14 protein-coding genes and 4 pseudogenes are annotated in these 14397 nt (G+C 76.3%); 10 read left to right on the forward strand and 8 right to left on the reverse strand.

Going from position 1 to position 14397, the window contains the following annotated elements:
• On the reverse strand, positions 1-682 hold a 682-nt coding region (locus tag ABZ885_RS24065), incomplete at its 3' end, for a DUF6629 family protein (RefSeq protein WP_360192199.1).
• A gap of 54 nt (positions 683-736) precedes the next feature.
• Positions 737-1789: a DMT family transporter gene (locus tag ABZ885_RS24070; RefSeq protein WP_360192202.1), complete on the reverse strand. Its 1053-nt coding sequence runs from the start codon at positions 1787-1789 to the stop codon at positions 737-739.
• A 233-nt stretch (positions 1790-2022) separates the two neighbouring features.
• Here ABZ885_RS24070 and ABZ885_RS24075 point away from each other — a divergent pair, with 233 nt between their 5' ends.
• Positions 2023-2286 (forward strand): dsRBD fold-containing protein, encoded by a 264-nt coding sequence (locus ABZ885_RS24075; protein WP_360192205.1) that lies wholly within the window; start codon positions 2023-2025, stop codon positions 2284-2286.
• 350 nt (positions 2287-2636) lie between these two features.
• Here ABZ885_RS24075 and ABZ885_RS24080 read toward each other — a convergent pair whose 3' ends face one another.
• The 3 genes from ABZ885_RS24080 to ABZ885_RS24090 form a co-directional block, all read right to left on the reverse strand.
• Positions 2637-3377: a maleylpyruvate isomerase family mycothiol-dependent enzyme gene (locus tag ABZ885_RS24080; RefSeq protein WP_360192207.1), complete on the reverse strand. Its 741-nt coding sequence runs from the start codon at positions 3375-3377 to the stop codon at positions 2637-2639.
• Positions 3378-3487: 110 nt separating this feature from the next.
• Entirely contained in the window at positions 3488-4027 is a 540-nt protein-coding gene (locus ABZ885_RS24085) for a DUF6817 domain-containing protein (protein WP_360192209.1), read from the reverse strand.
• A gap of 110 nt (positions 4028-4137) precedes the next feature.
• A complete protein-coding gene (locus ABZ885_RS24090) occupies positions 4138-5067 on the reverse strand; it encodes an alpha/beta fold hydrolase (protein ID WP_360192212.1) in 930 nt (309 codons plus the stop codon).
• A gap of 116 nt (positions 5068-5183) precedes the next feature.
• Here ABZ885_RS24090 and ABZ885_RS24095 point away from each other — a divergent pair, with 116 nt between their 5' ends.
• On the forward strand, positions 5184-5618 hold the full coding sequence (locus ABZ885_RS24095; RefSeq protein ID WP_360192228.1) for a MarR family transcriptional regulator: 435 nt from the start codon (positions 5184-5186) through the stop codon (positions 5616-5618).
• Between the two features lie 165 nt (positions 5619-5783).
• Here the strand turns inward: ABZ885_RS24095 and ABZ885_RS24100 are convergent, their stop codons facing one another.
• Complete coding sequence (locus ABZ885_RS24100) at positions 5784-6785, reverse strand: AEC family transporter (RefSeq protein ID WP_360192215.1); 1002 nt, start codon at positions 6783-6785, stop codon at positions 5784-5786.
• Here ABZ885_RS24100 and ABZ885_RS24105 point away from each other — a divergent pair.
• Positions 6784-7050: pseudogene (locus ABZ885_RS24105) on the forward strand (hypothetical protein); the annotation flags it as partial. The gene ABZ885_RS24100 and the pseudogene ABZ885_RS24105 overlap by 2 nt on opposite strands.
• Here ABZ885_RS24105 and ABZ885_RS24110 read toward each other — a convergent pair.
• Positions 7008-7436 carry a helix-turn-helix domain-containing protein gene (locus ABZ885_RS24110; protein WP_360192217.1) on the reverse strand — a complete coding sequence of 143 codons (429 nt, stop codon included), beginning with the start codon at positions 7434-7436 and terminating at the stop codon, positions 7008-7010. The pseudogene ABZ885_RS24105 and the gene ABZ885_RS24110 sit on opposite strands and share 43 nt — an antisense overlap.
• A 107-nt stretch (positions 7437-7543) precedes the next feature.
• Between ABZ885_RS24110 and ABZ885_RS24115 the strand changes: the two genes are divergently transcribed.
• The 5 genes and pseudogenes from ABZ885_RS24115 (at position 7544) to ABZ885_RS24135 (ending at position 11472) form a co-directional block, all read left to right on the forward strand.
• Positions 7544-8179, forward strand: a complete 636-nt coding sequence (locus ABZ885_RS24115; RefSeq protein ID WP_360192219.1) for an NAD(P)H-dependent oxidoreductase — start codon at positions 7544-7546, stop codon at positions 8177-8179.
• 94 nt (positions 8180-8273) lie between these two features.
• The gene (locus ABZ885_RS24120; protein WP_360192222.1) at positions 8274-9209 is read left to right on the forward strand and encodes an MBL fold metallo-hydrolase; all 936 of its coding nucleotides are present in this window, start codon (positions 8274-8276) and stop codon (positions 9207-9209) included.
• Positions 9210-9233: 24 nt separating this feature from the next.
• Positions 9234-9797, forward strand: a pseudogene (locus ABZ885_RS24125) (NTP transferase domain-containing protein); the annotation flags it as partial.
• 215 nt (positions 9798-10012) lie between these two features.
• Positions 10013-10264 (forward strand): annotated as a pseudogene (locus tag ABZ885_RS24130) (DUF6457 domain-containing protein); the annotation flags it as partial.
• Between the two features lie 5 nt (positions 10265-10269).
• The gene (locus ABZ885_RS24135; RefSeq protein WP_360192231.1) at positions 10270-11472 is read left to right on the forward strand and encodes a molybdopterin molybdotransferase MoeA; all 1203 of its coding nucleotides are present in this window, start codon (positions 10270-10272) and stop codon (positions 11470-11472) included.
• Positions 11473-11496: 24 nt separating this feature from the next.
• Here the strand turns inward: ABZ885_RS24135 and ABZ885_RS24140 are convergent, their stop codons facing one another.
• Positions 11497-12498: a potassium channel family protein gene (locus ABZ885_RS24140; protein WP_360192233.1), complete on the reverse strand. Its 1002-nt coding sequence runs from the start codon at positions 12496-12498 to the stop codon at positions 11497-11499.
• A 235-nt stretch (positions 12499-12733) separates the two neighbouring features.
• Here ABZ885_RS24140 and ABZ885_RS24145 point away from each other — a divergent pair, with 235 nt between their 5' ends.
• Together ABZ885_RS24145 and ABZ885_RS24150 are read left to right on the forward strand one after the other, a co-directional pair.
• Complete coding sequence (locus tag ABZ885_RS24145; RefSeq protein ID WP_360192225.1) at positions 12734-13711, forward strand: NAD(P)H-quinone oxidoreductase; 978 nt, start codon at positions 12734-12736, stop codon at positions 13709-13711.
• Between the two features lie 159 nt (positions 13712-13870).
• Positions 13871-14397, forward strand: a pseudogene (locus ABZ885_RS24150) (hypothetical protein); the annotation flags it as partial.

Here is a 14397-nt window from a genome sequence, read left to right on the forward strand (position 1 = left end):
CCCGGCGCAGCAGGGTGAGCGCCTCGTCGGCGGGGCGGCCGGGTGGTGGCGGGTGCGCGGTCCAGCGGAGGAGGAGCACGGCCGCGACGGCGGCCAGGGCGCACCAGGTGGAGATGAAGGCCAGCCGCCACAGGAGGGCGCAGACGAGGGCGCCGGCACCGGTGAGGAGGCCGAGGCGCCGGAGCAGCCGGTCGTGGCTGAGGAGGAGCGGGCCGATGGTGGCGAGCAGGTAGCCGGTCAGGAGGAGGGCCGGGTGGGGGACGCCGATCGCGTAGCCGAGCGTGTGGCCGTGGTCGGTGGCGGTCACCGGGCGGGTGGCGACGGCGACGGCGAGCGGGGTGGCGACCAGCAGGCCGAGGAGGAGGAACGGTCGGAGGCGCCGTCGGCGGTCCGGTTCGCGGGTCGCGCAGAGGACGCCGGCCGGGACGAGGACGGGGAGCAGCGGCAGCGCGATCACCGCCCAGGCGGTGCGCGCCCAGCGGGCCGGTTCGGCGGGGAGTCCACCGTCGACGCCCGCCCAGACGGCGGCCTCGACCAGCTGGTGCACGCCGAGCACGAGGGGGAGCGAGGCGAGCAGCAGGCGGTCCGGCCGTCCGGCGCGTGCCGTGCGGACCAGGCAGAGCACCCCGATGCCCGAGACCACCCCGCCGACGATCAGGTCCGCCTGCGCACTCCAGCACATTCCGCCGCCCGCCGATCCGCGCCGTCCGCCGCCGGTGCGTCGCCGCCCGGCCGGCTACCGGGCCCCGCCGGGGCCGGGAGCGTCGCCGGGGCCGCGGCCCGACCGACGGCCGTCCTCCGCCTCGGCCGCGCCCTTGGACGCGTCGGCAGGCTCCGGCCCGTCCGCGGCCTGCCCGCCCGCCTTCCCGTGGATCTCCCCGTCGTCGTCCTCGACGTCCACGTCCTCCGGGAGTTCGCCGACGGTCTCCAGGAGGTCGCCGGTGGTACCGGGCATGGCGGGGTGGCGGCCGATCACGATGACGCCGATGACGATGGCCATCAGTCCGGCGGATTCCCAGGCCAGCGCACCGGGGGTGACGCGGAGGCGGTCGCCGAGGAAGCCGACCGCGCACGCGATGCCGGTGATCGGCTGGGCCGCCGTCAGCGCGGGCAGGGACATCCGCAGCGGCGCGGCCTCGAAGGCGCTCTGCACCAGCAGCAGGCCGATCACACCCGCCGCCACCACCGCGTACGGCTGCCAGGTGCCCAGGACGGCGCCCAGCCCGTCGTGGTCGAGGCGTTGGGTGGTGGTCCGGGTGAGCGCGTCCTGGAGGCCGTAGAGCAGTCCGGCGGCCAGGGCCAGCAGGGTGGCCTCCTCGAACAGCGGCAGTTTGCGGGCCATCGACACCAGGAGCAGGGTCAGCCCGGTCACCGTGCCGACCACCAGCCAGTGCCGCAGCTCCCCGGCCGGTGCACCGCCGCCGGTCGGGCGGCCGGCCACGATGAAGGCGGTCACGCCGAGGCCGAGCAGCAGCACCCCCGCCCAGCCGGAGCGGCCGAGGCTCTGGCGGGTGAGCACCCGGGAGAGTGCCATGGCGAACAGCAGGTTGGTGGCGAGCAGCGGTTCGACCAGCGAGACCTCGCCCTGGTTGAGGGCGAGCGCGGAGAGGATCAGTCCGCTGACCATGAAGCCGGTGCCGAGCAGCCACTCGGGCATCCGCAGCAGGTCGAGCAGCAGTCGCCAGTGCAGCAGGTCGGCACGCGGGGCCCGCTGTGCCGCGTGCTGCTGGAGAACGAAGCCGAGGCCCAGGCAGCAGGCGGCGCTGAGTGCGAGGAGGAAGACCACCACGGAGGGACCACCTGAACGTCGCTGCCGGCGCCGCACCGGCGGTCCATCGCCCGACTGCCCGAGCGGCGCGCTGTCGCCAGCCTACCGCCGGGGCGGGGCGCGGACCCGCGGGACGCGGCCGCGCTTGCCGCCTCGGGCGCAGCGGGCGCACGCTGGTGTGAGCAGCCGCCACGGGCTCTGCATCCGTGCCGGTCTGACCAGGCAGGACGGGGGCCGGTGCCAGGAGGTGTGGCATGCACAACCAATGGGACGTGGAGCTCAGCTTCGAGGAAGACGGCGTTCACACGGGGTGCGAGGCGAGACTGACCGGGGCGAGGGCGCCGGGTCTCAGCGCGCACGGCGAGGCCGTCAAGAGCGCCGACGACCGCCCGCTCGCCCGGATCGGCGAGGAGGTCGCGGCCTCCCGCGCACTGGAGGAACTGGCCCACAAGCTGCGGGCGCAGGCCACGGGGGAGATCGAGGACGAGGGCCGCCGGCCCGGCTACTTGATCTACTGACGGGAGCCGCCCACCGGCAGCGGCCGCAGTCACGGACATCCGGACACCCGGCCGTCACGACGTCCGACGGGCCGCCACGGCCCACGGGGCACCGGCCGTCGGCTGTGGACCACGGTCGACGGGTCACCGGGCCCGCGGACGGCGCGGCCCCGTAGCCCGTTGCATCCCGTCGCGTCCCGCCGACGCGGAGGCGCGGAGACGCCCGGCCTGCAGGTCCGGCCGCCTGATCTGCGGCTCCGTCCGATGTCGGCCGAGGAGACCGACTTCGGAGCCGGCCCCGGGGAGCTGCCGGGACCGGACCCGGGTGTGGACGTGTGCCCCGGGGGCTGAGCCGGTGGCCCGGTGGGTGGTCAGGCCCAGGACCGGCTCGGGGGCAGCGGCCAGGCGGGCGGGGACGGGACGGGGCCGGTGGTGGTGAGCGGGGTGGCATCGCTCCGGCCGCTGAGCCAGGCGAGCAGGGTGTGGGCGGGGGCGGTGACGGCTGGACCGGCCGGGCCGAGCGTCCAGCGCCGGTCCAGGTCGGGGGCCTCGACCCGGCCGAGCGGGAAGCCGCGGGCGGCCAGGGCGGTGAGCGTGTCGTCCAGGGCCCAGGACACGTACGCGGCGGGCCAGTCGGACGGGCCGTAGCCGGTGGCCAGGTCGGTGTGATGGGTCTCCAGCTCGCGCCAGCAGCGGTGGAGGGTGAACCAGGCCGGGTGCGGCCAGCCGGCCAGCGCCGTCACCGTCGCGTTCCACGCCCCGTCCGGCATGGCCCGGGCGTCCGCGAGCAGGCCGGCGAGGGAGTCGTGCAGGTCGGCGGCGAGTTCGGCGGCCGGACGGGCCGCGCCGGACTCGACGGCGCGGGCCAGGGCGTCGGCGTCGGGGCGCGGCGTCGGTTCGGCACCGGTGCGGGCCAGGGCGAGCAGGCGGCGGTAGGCGTCGGCGCTGCGGGCGAGGTGGGTGACGACGTGCGCGCGGGTCCACCCGGGGAGAGCGGAGGGTGCGCGCAGGTCCTCGTCGGTGAGGACGCCGAGGGTGGCGGCGAGCCGGGCGCCGGAGCGGCCGAGTTCGTCGAGGAGGTCGGCGTGGGCGGTGTGCCGGGGCGGGGTCATGAGAGGGAGGGTGCCCGACGGACGGTCCGCCGATCCACCGCGGGGAAGCCGGTCCACCGCGGGGCGGCCGCGCCGCCGCGCCTGCCGTGGACCGGCCGTCCGGCGGGCGGTCAGACGCCGGGCCGGTCCAGCACGTTGCGGCAGTGTTCCCAGGCGGGTTCGGACAGCAGCGGGCGCCAACGGGTGAACAGGTCGAGCAGGTCCGCGCCGTACCGGGCGCGGACCTCGGGGCTGATGGCGGCGATGTCCAGCTCGTTGGCCGCGGTGAGCTCGGCGAAGTCGCGCCGGGCCGCCAGGCCCGGCCGCAGCCGGGCGCCGGTGAACCGGTCGACGAACGGGCCGTCCTCCTCGGTCAGTCCGCCGTAGGAGGCGGCGCGGTCGCAGGAGGCGTAGAAGTGGACGAGCGCCTCGGCCTCGGTGCCGATCGCCTCGACCAGTTCCGCCCGGCGTCCGAGGTCCAGGAGGGCGACCGGGAAGCCGTCGGTCCCGTAGAAGGCGTGACAGAGGCCGGCCGACACCAGCGCCGGGCGCGCGCCCCACGAGTCGAGCAGGGCACCGACGCGCTGCAGGTGTGCCAGCAGCGTGCCGCCGGGGTGCTCGATCCCGTCGGCTCCCGCCGTCCGCAACATCGCCACTGCTTCCGCGGTCATCCCTGCCCACCCCTTCGATCGGTCTTCCGGACGGTCCTCGTCCGTGTCCGTCCGACCGATCGATCGTAGAAGCGGGCGGGCCGTCGGGGACACCCGGCGGGGTGTGCCGGTCAGGGGTGCTCGGCGAGGAAGTCGGTGAGGTGGCGGTTCAGTTCGGGGGCGTCGGCCATGAGGAGGTTGTGGTGGGAGGCGTCGGGGAGGACGGTGACGGTGGCGTCGGGGAGGGCCTTGCGCGCCAGGGCGGCGACGCGGACCGCGTCATGGGTGCGGCTGCGTCCGGCGAGCAGCACGAGCGTCGGGGCGGTGAAGGTGCGCAGGCGCCCGGGAGCCGGGCGGCCGGTGACGGGGCGCGCGGCGGGGAAGCCGGCCTGGCCGAGGGCGAACAGCTCGCGCCAGGCGGGGTCGAGGCCGGTGCCGCCGGTCTCCCAGTCGAGGAAGGCGCGGGCCTTGCCGACGGTGCGCGGCGGCAGGAAGAGGGGCACCGCGTGCAGCAGGTAGCCCGGACGGAAGCCCGCGAAGCACTGGGTGGGGTCGAGCAGTGCGAGCCGGTGGATGCGTGCCGGGGCGTGCAGGGCGTACTCCAGCGCGATCCACCCGCCGTACGAGTGGCCGCAGAGGTCGGTCCCGGAGAGGCCGAGCCCGTCGAGGACGGCGTCCAGCCAGCCCATCAGGCCGGGCAGGCCGTCGAGCCGGGTTCCGTCGAGCACGCTGCGCCCGGGGTCGCCGATCAGGTCGACGGCGAGCACGCGGTGTCCGGCGGCCGCGAGCGCACCGACGTTGGCGAGCCAGCTGACCGAGGTGGCGCCGCCGCTGTGCAGCAGGACCAGCGGGCGGCCGTCCCGGGGGCCGCACGCGTTGACCCGGGTACTGCCGTGCGGCGTCCGGACGGTGAGGGCCTCGGCGGGGACGGGCCAGCGGGCGAGGGCGGCGTCGTAGGCGGCGAGGAAGGCGTCGGATGCGGCGGTGGCGGGGCGGCCGGAGGGTCCGGTCGTCCCGGTGCTCGCAGTGGCGCCGACGGTCTTGGTGGTGCGTGCTGACATCATGCCCTCCGATGAGTGGCGAATTAGCTCGCTGAACAATAATCTCGCTGAGCGAGAGAATAATCGCACGGGACGTGCCGGGGAAGGATGACAGGGTGGACGAATCCGAGGAGCCGATGCAGCTGGTCCATCTGCTGCGCGGGCTGACCGTCGAACTCGATCTGTTCGGGGCCGAGTTCGCCGGCCGGCACGGGCTGCACCCCACCGACCTGCGGGCGCTGATCCACCTGCTGGATGCCGCCCGGGCCGGAACGGTGGTGACCCCCGGTCGGCTGGGCGAGGCGCTGCGGCTCAACTCGGCGGGCACCACCGGGCTGATCGACCGGTTGGAGCGGCTCGGCCTGATCCGGCGCGAGCGCGACCCGGCCGACCGGCGGCGGGTCCGGTTGCTGGTGGAGGACCAGGCGATGGAGCTGGGACAGGCCTTCTTCGGCCGGCTGATCGCCGACCTGGTGGCGGCGATGGGACGGTTCGACGCGGGCGAGCTGGCGACGGCCCGGCGGTTCCTGCTGGCCATGACGGAGGTGGTGGGCGCCGCGCGCGAGGAGTGACCGGGACCTGGGCGGTGGCCGTGCGGCGAGCAGGGGCCGGGAAACTAGCGGTGATCGACGGGCGAGCGGGCGCCGGACTTCGGTCACCGGCCGTGTCACGAGCGGTGACAGCCTCGCGGCGTGCGGCGTGCGGCGTGCGGCGTGCGGCGTGCGGCGTGCGGCCGGTCAGGACGGGCCGAGGGCCCAGCTGACCGCCGAGAGCGTGGCCATCGAGGCCAGGGTTGACCACAGCACCGAGTCCCGGGCCAGTGCGGTGCCGTGCCCGTACTCGCGGGCGTAGACGAAGACGTTCTGGGCGGTCGGCAGGGCGGAGAACAGCACCACGGTGAGCAGTTGGTGTGCCGGCAGGTGGAGCAGGAACGCACCGACGGCGAACGCGCCCAGTGGCTGTATCAGCGTCTTCACCACGACCGCCACCCCGACCTCCGCGTACCGGGCCGTGCCGCCCGCGGCCGTGCCGCCCGGGGCCGGTTCGGCCGGGACCGTGCCGCCCGGGACCGTGCCGCCCGGGGCCGTGTCGCCCCTGGCCGGACGGTGGTGCAGCGACAGGCCGAGTGCCACCAAAGCGGTCGGCACGGCGGCCCCGCCGAGCAGTTCGCAGGAGTGGTTCAGCTCGGCCGGCAGGTGCCACCCCGTCGCGGAGACCAGCGCCCCGAGCGCGGCCGCCAGCAGGATGGGGTTGCGCAGCGGCAGGGTGAGCGCCGCCCGTCGGCCCGCGCGCCCGGTGTCCAGGACGGTCAGCGCGAGGGGCGTCACCAGCAGGGTCTGGAACAGCACCACCGGGGCGGCGAACGAGGCGTCGCCCAGGACCTGCACGGCGACCGGGATGCCGAGGTTGGCGGAGTTGACGTAGCCGGCCGCCATGCCGCCGATCGCCCGCTCGGCCGGGCCCCGGCCGAAGAACCGGTGGGCGGCCAGCACCCCCAGCGCGACCGCCAGCGCCGTTCCGGCGGCGAACGCCAGCATCGACGGATTGGCGAACCGGCCCAGCGGAGTGCGGCCGATCATCAGGAACAGCGCGGCCGGCATCGCCACGTGGAACACGAACCGGCTCAGCACCGCCTCCGCGTGCGGCCCGAGCAGCCCGCTGCGTCCGACCAGGTAGCCCGCTCCGGTCAGGGCCCAGATCGGGGCGAAGCCGGAGAGCAGTGGATGCAGGCTGGGCATGGTTCCTCGGATCGCTCGGGCCCCGCCGGGGCCGGGGTGCCGACGCGGCGGTGCCGGGTCGTCGGCACGGACGGGCGGCCGGGGGTCCTGCCCGGCCACGCCGCATCCAACCAGACAGAGCCCCGCGGCCTACCATGGCCCGGTGAACTATCTGAGCCTGTCCGAGGTGGAGACGATCGCGCGGAGCGCACACGGGGGGCAGGTCGACAAGAACGGCCGGCCCTACACCGAGCACCTGGCCGCGGTGGCGCACGGCGTGGCCGAGCGGGGCGGGAGCGAGGAGCAGGTCGCCGCGGGCTGGCTGCACGACGCGATCGAGGACGACGCGCTCACCCGTGACTGGCTGAGGCGGTAGCTGACGCGCAGCGGCGGGCCCTCGTCGACCCGGCGGAGCACGAGCCCGGCGTCGGCCAGCTCGGTGAGCCGGTCGGAGAGCATGCGCTCGCTGATGCCGGGGACGGCCCGGCGCAGTTCGGAGAAGTAGGCCGGCCCGTTGTGGGTGAGCACGGCCAGGATCAGGCCGGTCCAGCGCTTGCCGAGCAGGCTGAAGACGCGGGTCAGCGCCACGTCCGCACCGGTGCAGACGGGCGTCGCCGTGCACGCGCCGGGGAGCGCGTCGGTCCCGTCGGTCGCTACCTCGTGCTGGGCCATGCGTACAGGGTACCTGGCCCGTCCCCAGTGACTATAGAAAAGTAAGCTGCTACCGTACTTATAGCTGCGGGGGAAAGAGCAGCTACTTATTCGACGGAGGTCCCCTCATGCCCACTCTGCTGCACCTCGACTCGTCCGCCTTCACCGACGGCTCCGTCTCCCGCGAGGTCTCCGCCGCGTTCCGCGCCGCCTGGCAGGCCCGGCACCCGGAGGGCACGGTGGTCTACCGGGACCTCGCCGCCCGGCCGGTGCCGCACCTGGACGCCCACGGCATCTCCGCCGCCTTCACCCCGGCCGGGCAGCAGAGCCCCGAGCAGGCGGCCGCCCTCGCCCTGCGCGAGGAGCTGATGACCGAACTGGAGCAGGCCGACGCCATCGTGATCGGCACGCCGATGTACAACTTCACGATCCCGTCCAGCCTCAAGGCCTGGCTGGACCAGGTGATCCTGATGGGCCGCACGGCGGGGGAGAGCCCCTCGGCGGCCGGCACGCCGGTCACCGTGGTCGCGGCGCGCGGCGGCTCGTACGCGCCCGGCGCCCCGCGGGAGCCCTTCGAGTTCGTCACCACCTACCTGGAGAAGGTGCTGACCGGGATGCTCGGGCTGGAGGTCGACTTCATCGTCCCCGAGTTCACCCTGGCGGCGACCGTCCCGGCGATGGCCGGGTTCGTCCAGCAGGCCGCCGAGTCCAAGGCGCAGGCGCTGGAGGACGCGGCGCGCAAGGCCGAGGCGCTCGCCGCCTGAGGCCGGTCCGGGCGTGTCTGACGGGGAATCGGCGGGTCGTGCTCCCATGCTGTAGGGCGCAGGGAGTCCGACCGCCGACCAGAGGGAGCCACCCGTGACGCCGTCCCCGTCCGAGGAGCGTGCCGGCGCCGTCGACGGCACCGGCCGCGAGGCCGCCGGGGCCCGGCCGCTGGAGGTCGCCGTCTTCACCGGCCCCGAGTCGGCCTTCTTCGCGACGTCCACGCTGATCCTCGGCGAGCGCACCGCGATCCTGGTCGACGCCCAGCTCACCCGCAGCGCCGGCCGGGAACTGGCCGAGTGGGTCGCCGGGAAGGGCCGCCGGCTGCTGGCCATCGTCGTCACCCACCAGCACCCCGACCACTACTTCGGCGCCGAGGAGGTGCTGAAGCTCTTCCCGGAGGCACAGCTGCTCGCCGCGCCCCCGGTGGTGGACGGCATCCTGCGCACCGCCGCCGCCAAGGTCGCCCAGTGGAAGCCGGTGTACGGCGACGACATCCCCGACCACCCGCTGGTGCCCGCCCCGCTGCTGCCGCAGCCGCTGATGATCGACCGCCAGGTGATCCCGGTGCTGCTGCTCGGCCAGGGCGACTGCGGCGACTCCACCGTGGTGCACGTGCCCAGCATCGGCACCGTGATCGCCGGGGACTTCGTCTACAACGGCACCCACGTCTGGACCGCCGACACCACCCCGGAGCAGCGCACCGCCTGGACGCACAACCTCGGCCGGATCGCCGGACTCGGCGCCCAGCGGGTGATCGCCGGCCACCGGGCGCCCGACCGGGGTGACGAGGCGGCCCGGGTGCTCGCCTTCACCGGCGAGTACCTCCAGGACTTCGACCGGCTGCTGGCCGCGTACCCGGACGATCCGGAGGCGCTGGTCACCGCGATGAACGAGCGGTACGGGGAGCTGACCCTGCCGGCCATCCTGGAGCTGGGCGCCGCCGCCAACACCGCCCGCCCCCGGCCCGCGGCCGAGGACGACGACGGCATCATCGACGCGGAGATCGTGGAGGACGACCCCGGGGCCTGATCCGGCCGGGCGGATACTGGCGGCATGACGCCGTACGACGTGATCGTGCCCGCCGGTGGCGCCGCCCGGAGGCTCGGTGGCGCGGACAAGCCCGGCCTGACGGTCGGCGAGACCACGCTGCTCGACCGGGTGCTCGCCGCCTGCGCCGGGGCCCGCACCACCGTGGTGGTCGGCCCGGTCCGGCCGACCGCCCGCACCGCGGTGCGCTGGACCCGCGAACAGCCGCCCGGCGGCGGGCCGGTGGCGGCCGTCGCGGCCGGCCTCGCCGAGGTGACGGCCGGGATCGTGCTGCTGCTCGCCGCCGACCTGCCGTTCCTGGACGAGCGCACCGTCGGCCGGCTCGTCACCGCCCTCGCCGGGGCGGAACCGGACACCGAGGCCGTCGTCCTGGTCGACGCCGCCGGGCGTGACCAGCCGCTCGCCGCCGCCTATCGCACCGCCGCCCTGCGCACCGCGCTGGCCGCCGTCGGCGACCCGGCCGGCCTGCCGCTGCGCCGGCTCACCGGCGGCCTGCACACGCTGCGGCTGGCGGACACCGACGACGTCACGTACGACTGCGACACCTGGGAGGACCTGGAGCGCGCCCGCGAGCGCGAGGGCGGGTGAGGGCGTGTCCGACGACTCCCGCCTGGCGGGCGACGCGAATCGTCGGACACGCCCGGGCGTGCCCTGCCGCGGTGGGCCTCCGGGGCCGTGCTCACGGCGCCGCCGGGGCCGCGTGAGCGAAACGACGCGCGCCGCTCACCGGGCAAACATCCCGGGGAAACCGGTGATCAGGCAGCATGGGGCCCATGGAGCGCACGCTGGATGACTGGATGGCCGAGGTCGCGGCCGAGCTGGGGATCGACCTGGACGTCGACGTCCACGGACTGCTCGACCTCGCCCGGGTGGTCGCCCACGGGGTGGCCCGGCCGGCCGCGCCGCTGACCGCCTTCCTGGTCGGCTACGCGGCCGCGCAGCAGGGCGGCGGGCCCGCGGCGGTGGCCGAGGCGTCCCGGCGGACCGCCGAGCTGGCCGAGCGCTGGGCCGCGGCGGCCGGGCCGGACCCGTCGTGAACACCGTGGAGGAGGACCAGGTGCTCGGCCGGTTCCGCACCGCAGGACCGGCGACGCCCGACTGGGCGCGGGCCCGGGAGACCGCCCGCCGGGCCGGACTGCGCCCGCTCCCCCCGGAGCTGCTGGACCTGGCCGGCGCACTCGGCCGCACGCTCGCCGAGCCGCTCACCGCGCTCACCGACCTGCCCGCCTTCGACACCTCGGCGATGGACGGCTGGGCGGTGGCCGGCCCCGGCCCCTGGCGGGTGGCCGGCCGGCTGCTGGCCGGTGAGCAGGCGGAGCCGCTGGCCGACGGCGCGGCCGTGGAGATCGCCACCGGCGCGCAGCTGCCGCCCGGAGCCACCGCGGTGCTCCGCCGCGAGCACGGCGAGCGGGCGGCCGGGCTGCTGCACGACCGCACCCCCGGCTCGCTGACCACCGGTCAGGACGTCCGCCCGCGCGGCCAGGAGTGCCGCCGGGGCGAGGCGCTGCTGCCGGCCGGCACGCCGGTCGGCCCGGCCGTCCTGGGCCTGGCCGCGGCCTGCGGCCACGACCGGCTGGCCGTCCGCCGCCGCCCGGTGGTCGAGCTGCTCGTCCTGGGCGACGAACTGCTCGCCTCCGGCCTGCCGCAGCCCGGTCTGGTCCGGGACGCGCTCGGCCCGCTGCTGCCGCCGTGGCTGCGCGCGGCCGGTGCCGAGGTGAGCGGGGTGCGGGCGGTCCGGGACGACTTCGGCCTGCTCCGGGACGCCGTCCGGCACTCGACCGCGGACGTGGTGGTGACCACCGGGGGGACGGCGGCGGGGCCGGTCGACTTCCTGCACCGGGCGCTCACCGAGGCCGGGGCGCGGCTGCTGGTGGACGGGGTCGCCGTCCGCCCGGGGCATCCGATGCTGCTCGCCGCCCTGCCCGGCGGCCGCCACCTGGTGGGCCTGCCCGGCAATCCGCTGGCCGCGGTGGCCGGCACCGTCACGCTGGCCCTGCCGCTGCTGCACGCCCTGGGCGGCCGGGCGGCCGGCGAGCCGGTGCTCGCCCCCGCCGCCGTCGACCTGCCCGGCCACCCCGCCGACACCCGGCTGCTGCCGGTCCGCCGGACGGTGCGCGGCGCCGTCCCGCTGGCGTTCGACGGCCCGGCGATGCTGCGCGGCCTGGCCCGGGCGGAGGCGCTCGCCGTGGTGCCGCCCGGCGGCGTGGCGGCCGGCGGGACGGTGGAACTGCTGGCGACGCCGTGACCGGCCCGGAGCCGGTCGCCGGCCTCAGCCGCCCGGCGTGACGGCCGGCCCGATGGTGATGACCCGGTCGGTCAGCTGGAGGGTGGCGGCCTCCGGGTCGGTGTACTTGAGCACCCGCCGGCCGCGCACCACCGCGACCACCAGGTCGGTGCACTCGCGCGGGCCGTGTCCGGCCTCGGCCCGGGTGACCGGGCGCTCGTACACGTCGAGGCCGGTGCCGTAGGTGAGCAGGTCCTCCATCACCGCGCCGGCGTGCGGGCTGAGCATCGACATGCCGAGCAGGCGGCCCGCCGAGCTGGAGCTGGTGACCACGACGTCGGCGCCGCTCTGCCGCAGCAGCGGGGCGTTCTCGTCCTCGCGGACGGCGGCGACCACGGTGGCGCCCTTGTTGAGCTGGCGGGCGGTCAGGGTGACCAGCGCGGCGGTGTCGTCGCGTTCGGGGGCGACCACCACCCGGGCGGCGCGGGGGAGTTCGGCGCGCAGCAGGGTCTCGGTGCGGGTGGCGTCGCCGACCACGCCGGCCAGGCCGTCCAGGGCGGCCTGCTCGATCACCTTGCGCTGCGGGTCGACGACCACGATCTCGTCCCGGCGGACGCCCTGCCCGAGCAGGGTGGCGACGGCACTGCGGCCCTTGGTGCCGTAGCCGATCACGACGGTGTGTTCCCTCACGGCGGACCTCCAGCGTCCGATCCGCCACTGCCGGCGGGTGCGTTCGGTGAGCACTTCGAGCGTGGTGCCGACCAGGATGATCAGGAAGAGCACGCGCAGCGGGGTGATCACGAAGATGTTGGTGAGCCGGGCGCTGTCGCTGAACGGGGTGATGTCGCCGTACCCGGTGGTGGAGAGCGTCACGGTGGCGTAGTACGCCGCGTCGAGGAAGCTCAGGCTCCCGTCGGCGTTGTCGTGGTAGCCGTCGCGGTCCAGCCAGACGAGCACGGCGGTGGCCAGCAGCACGGCGAGCGCCAGCAGCAGCCGCCCGGACACCTGGCGCAGCGGTGCCCGCGGCTTCTGCGCCGGGAGGACGATCCGGTCGCCGGCCTCGACGTCGGGTGCGGGCCGGCCGGCGCGCCACGCCGGCCGGCGCTGCCGGAGGCCGGTCCCCTTGGCCCCGGAGGGCTGCTCGCCGTTCGTCACGTCGTCAAGCATGGCGCGGGCGCGGGGCGGTGGAGGCCCTGCGGGGGCCGCCCGGGCGTGTCGGCGGCCGGTCGCCGCCGGGGGCGTCCGCCGCGGGGAGGCGCCCGGGACGCAGTAGCTTCGGGGCATGCATGCGATGACGATTCCTGAACCCGGCGGGCCCGAGGCGCTGGTCTGGGCCGAGGTGCCGGATCCGGTGCCCGGCGAGGGCGAGGTGCTGGTCGAGGTGGCGGCCTCCGCGGTCAACCGTGCCGACCTGCTCCAGCGGCAGGGCTTCTACAACCCGCCGCCCGGCAGTCCGCCGTACCCCGGACTGGAGTGCGCGGGCCGGATCGTCGCCCTCGGGCCCGGGGTGGCGGGCTGGGCGGTCGGCGACGAGGTGTGTGCGCTGCTGGCCGGCGGCGGCTACGCGGAGCTGGTCGCGGTGCCGACCGGGCAGCTGCTGCCGGTGCCGAAGGGGCTCACCGTGGAGCAGGCCGCCGCGCTGCCCGAGGTAGTCTCGACGGTCTGGTCCAACGTCTTCCTCACCGCCCACCTGCGGCCGGGCGAGACGGTGCTGCTGCACGGCGGCGCCAGCGGCATCGGGACGATGGCGATCCAGCTGGCCAAGGCGGTCGGCGCCCGGGTGGCGGTGACGGCGGGCAGCGCGGAGAAGCTGGCCCGGTGCGCCGCGCTGGGGGCGGACATCCTGATCGACTACCGCGAGCAGGACTTCGTCGAGGCGCTCCGGGAGGCCACCGACGGTGCCGGGGCGGACGTGATCCTCGACATCATGGGCGCGAGGTACCTGCAGCGGAACGTGGACGCGCTGGCGGTGAACGGCCGGCTGGTGATCATCGGGCTGCAGGGCGGGGTGCAGGGCGAGCTCAACCTCAACACGCTGCTGCGCAAGCGCGGGGCGGTGGTCGCGACCAACCTGCGCGGGCGGCCGCTGGCCGAGAAGGCCGCGATCGTGGCGGCGGTGCGCGAGCACGTCTGGCCGCTGGTCGAGTCCGGGGTGGTGAAGCCGGTGATCGACCGGGTGCTGCCGCTGGCGGAGGCGGCCGCCGGGCACCGGGTGCTGGAGGCGGGCGAGCAGGTCGGCAAGGTGGTGCTGCGGGCCTGATCCGGCCCGGTGCCCCCGGTGGCGGGCGGCGGGGACGACCGGGCGGTTGGTGCACAGCCGTTCGAAATGCCCGGAATGTCGGATTGTGTGAATCTGGTCGGGAGCTGTCCCGCCGCCGACCCCGCCCGTGCGCGGTCGGCCGTCGGAAGGACCTCGACCGTGGCCGCACCTTCGAAGACGTCCCTCGGGCCGCTGCCCGTCGCGCGCTCCCGCCGCCGCTTCCCGGGCACCCGTCGCCGGGGCGGCCGCCGGCTCCGCCTGCTGCTCACGGTGGCGGTGCTGGGTCTCGCCGTACCGCTGGGCGTCGGGCCGGCGCTGGCGGCTCCGTCCGGTCCCGCGGAACGGCAGGCCGGTCCGGGGGTGTCCCTCCGGCCGGGACCACCGGCGGGTCCGTCCGCCCCGTCCGCCCCGTCCGCTCCGTCCGCCTCGTCCGACCTCTCCGACCTCTCCGACCAGTCCGGTCCGGCCGTCCCGCCGTCGGGACCGGTGGGCACCGGCGGGCCGTCCGGCGGGCCCGGCCGGCCCGGCTCGCCGCACGCGGGGGCCGTGACCGCGACCGGGCTCCCGGACTCCGACGAGCCGTCCCCGGAGACGCCGGCACCGGGCGGACCGCCGGCACCGGCCGGCCCGTCCGCACCTGCGGCGAGCGCGGAGCCCGGACCGGGCCCGGCCGCGCCGGCCGCGGC

The organism is Kitasatospora sp. NPDC047058 (assembly GCF_040643935.1).
GTDB lineage: Bacteria > Actinomycetota > Actinomycetes > Streptomycetales > Streptomycetaceae > Kitasatospora.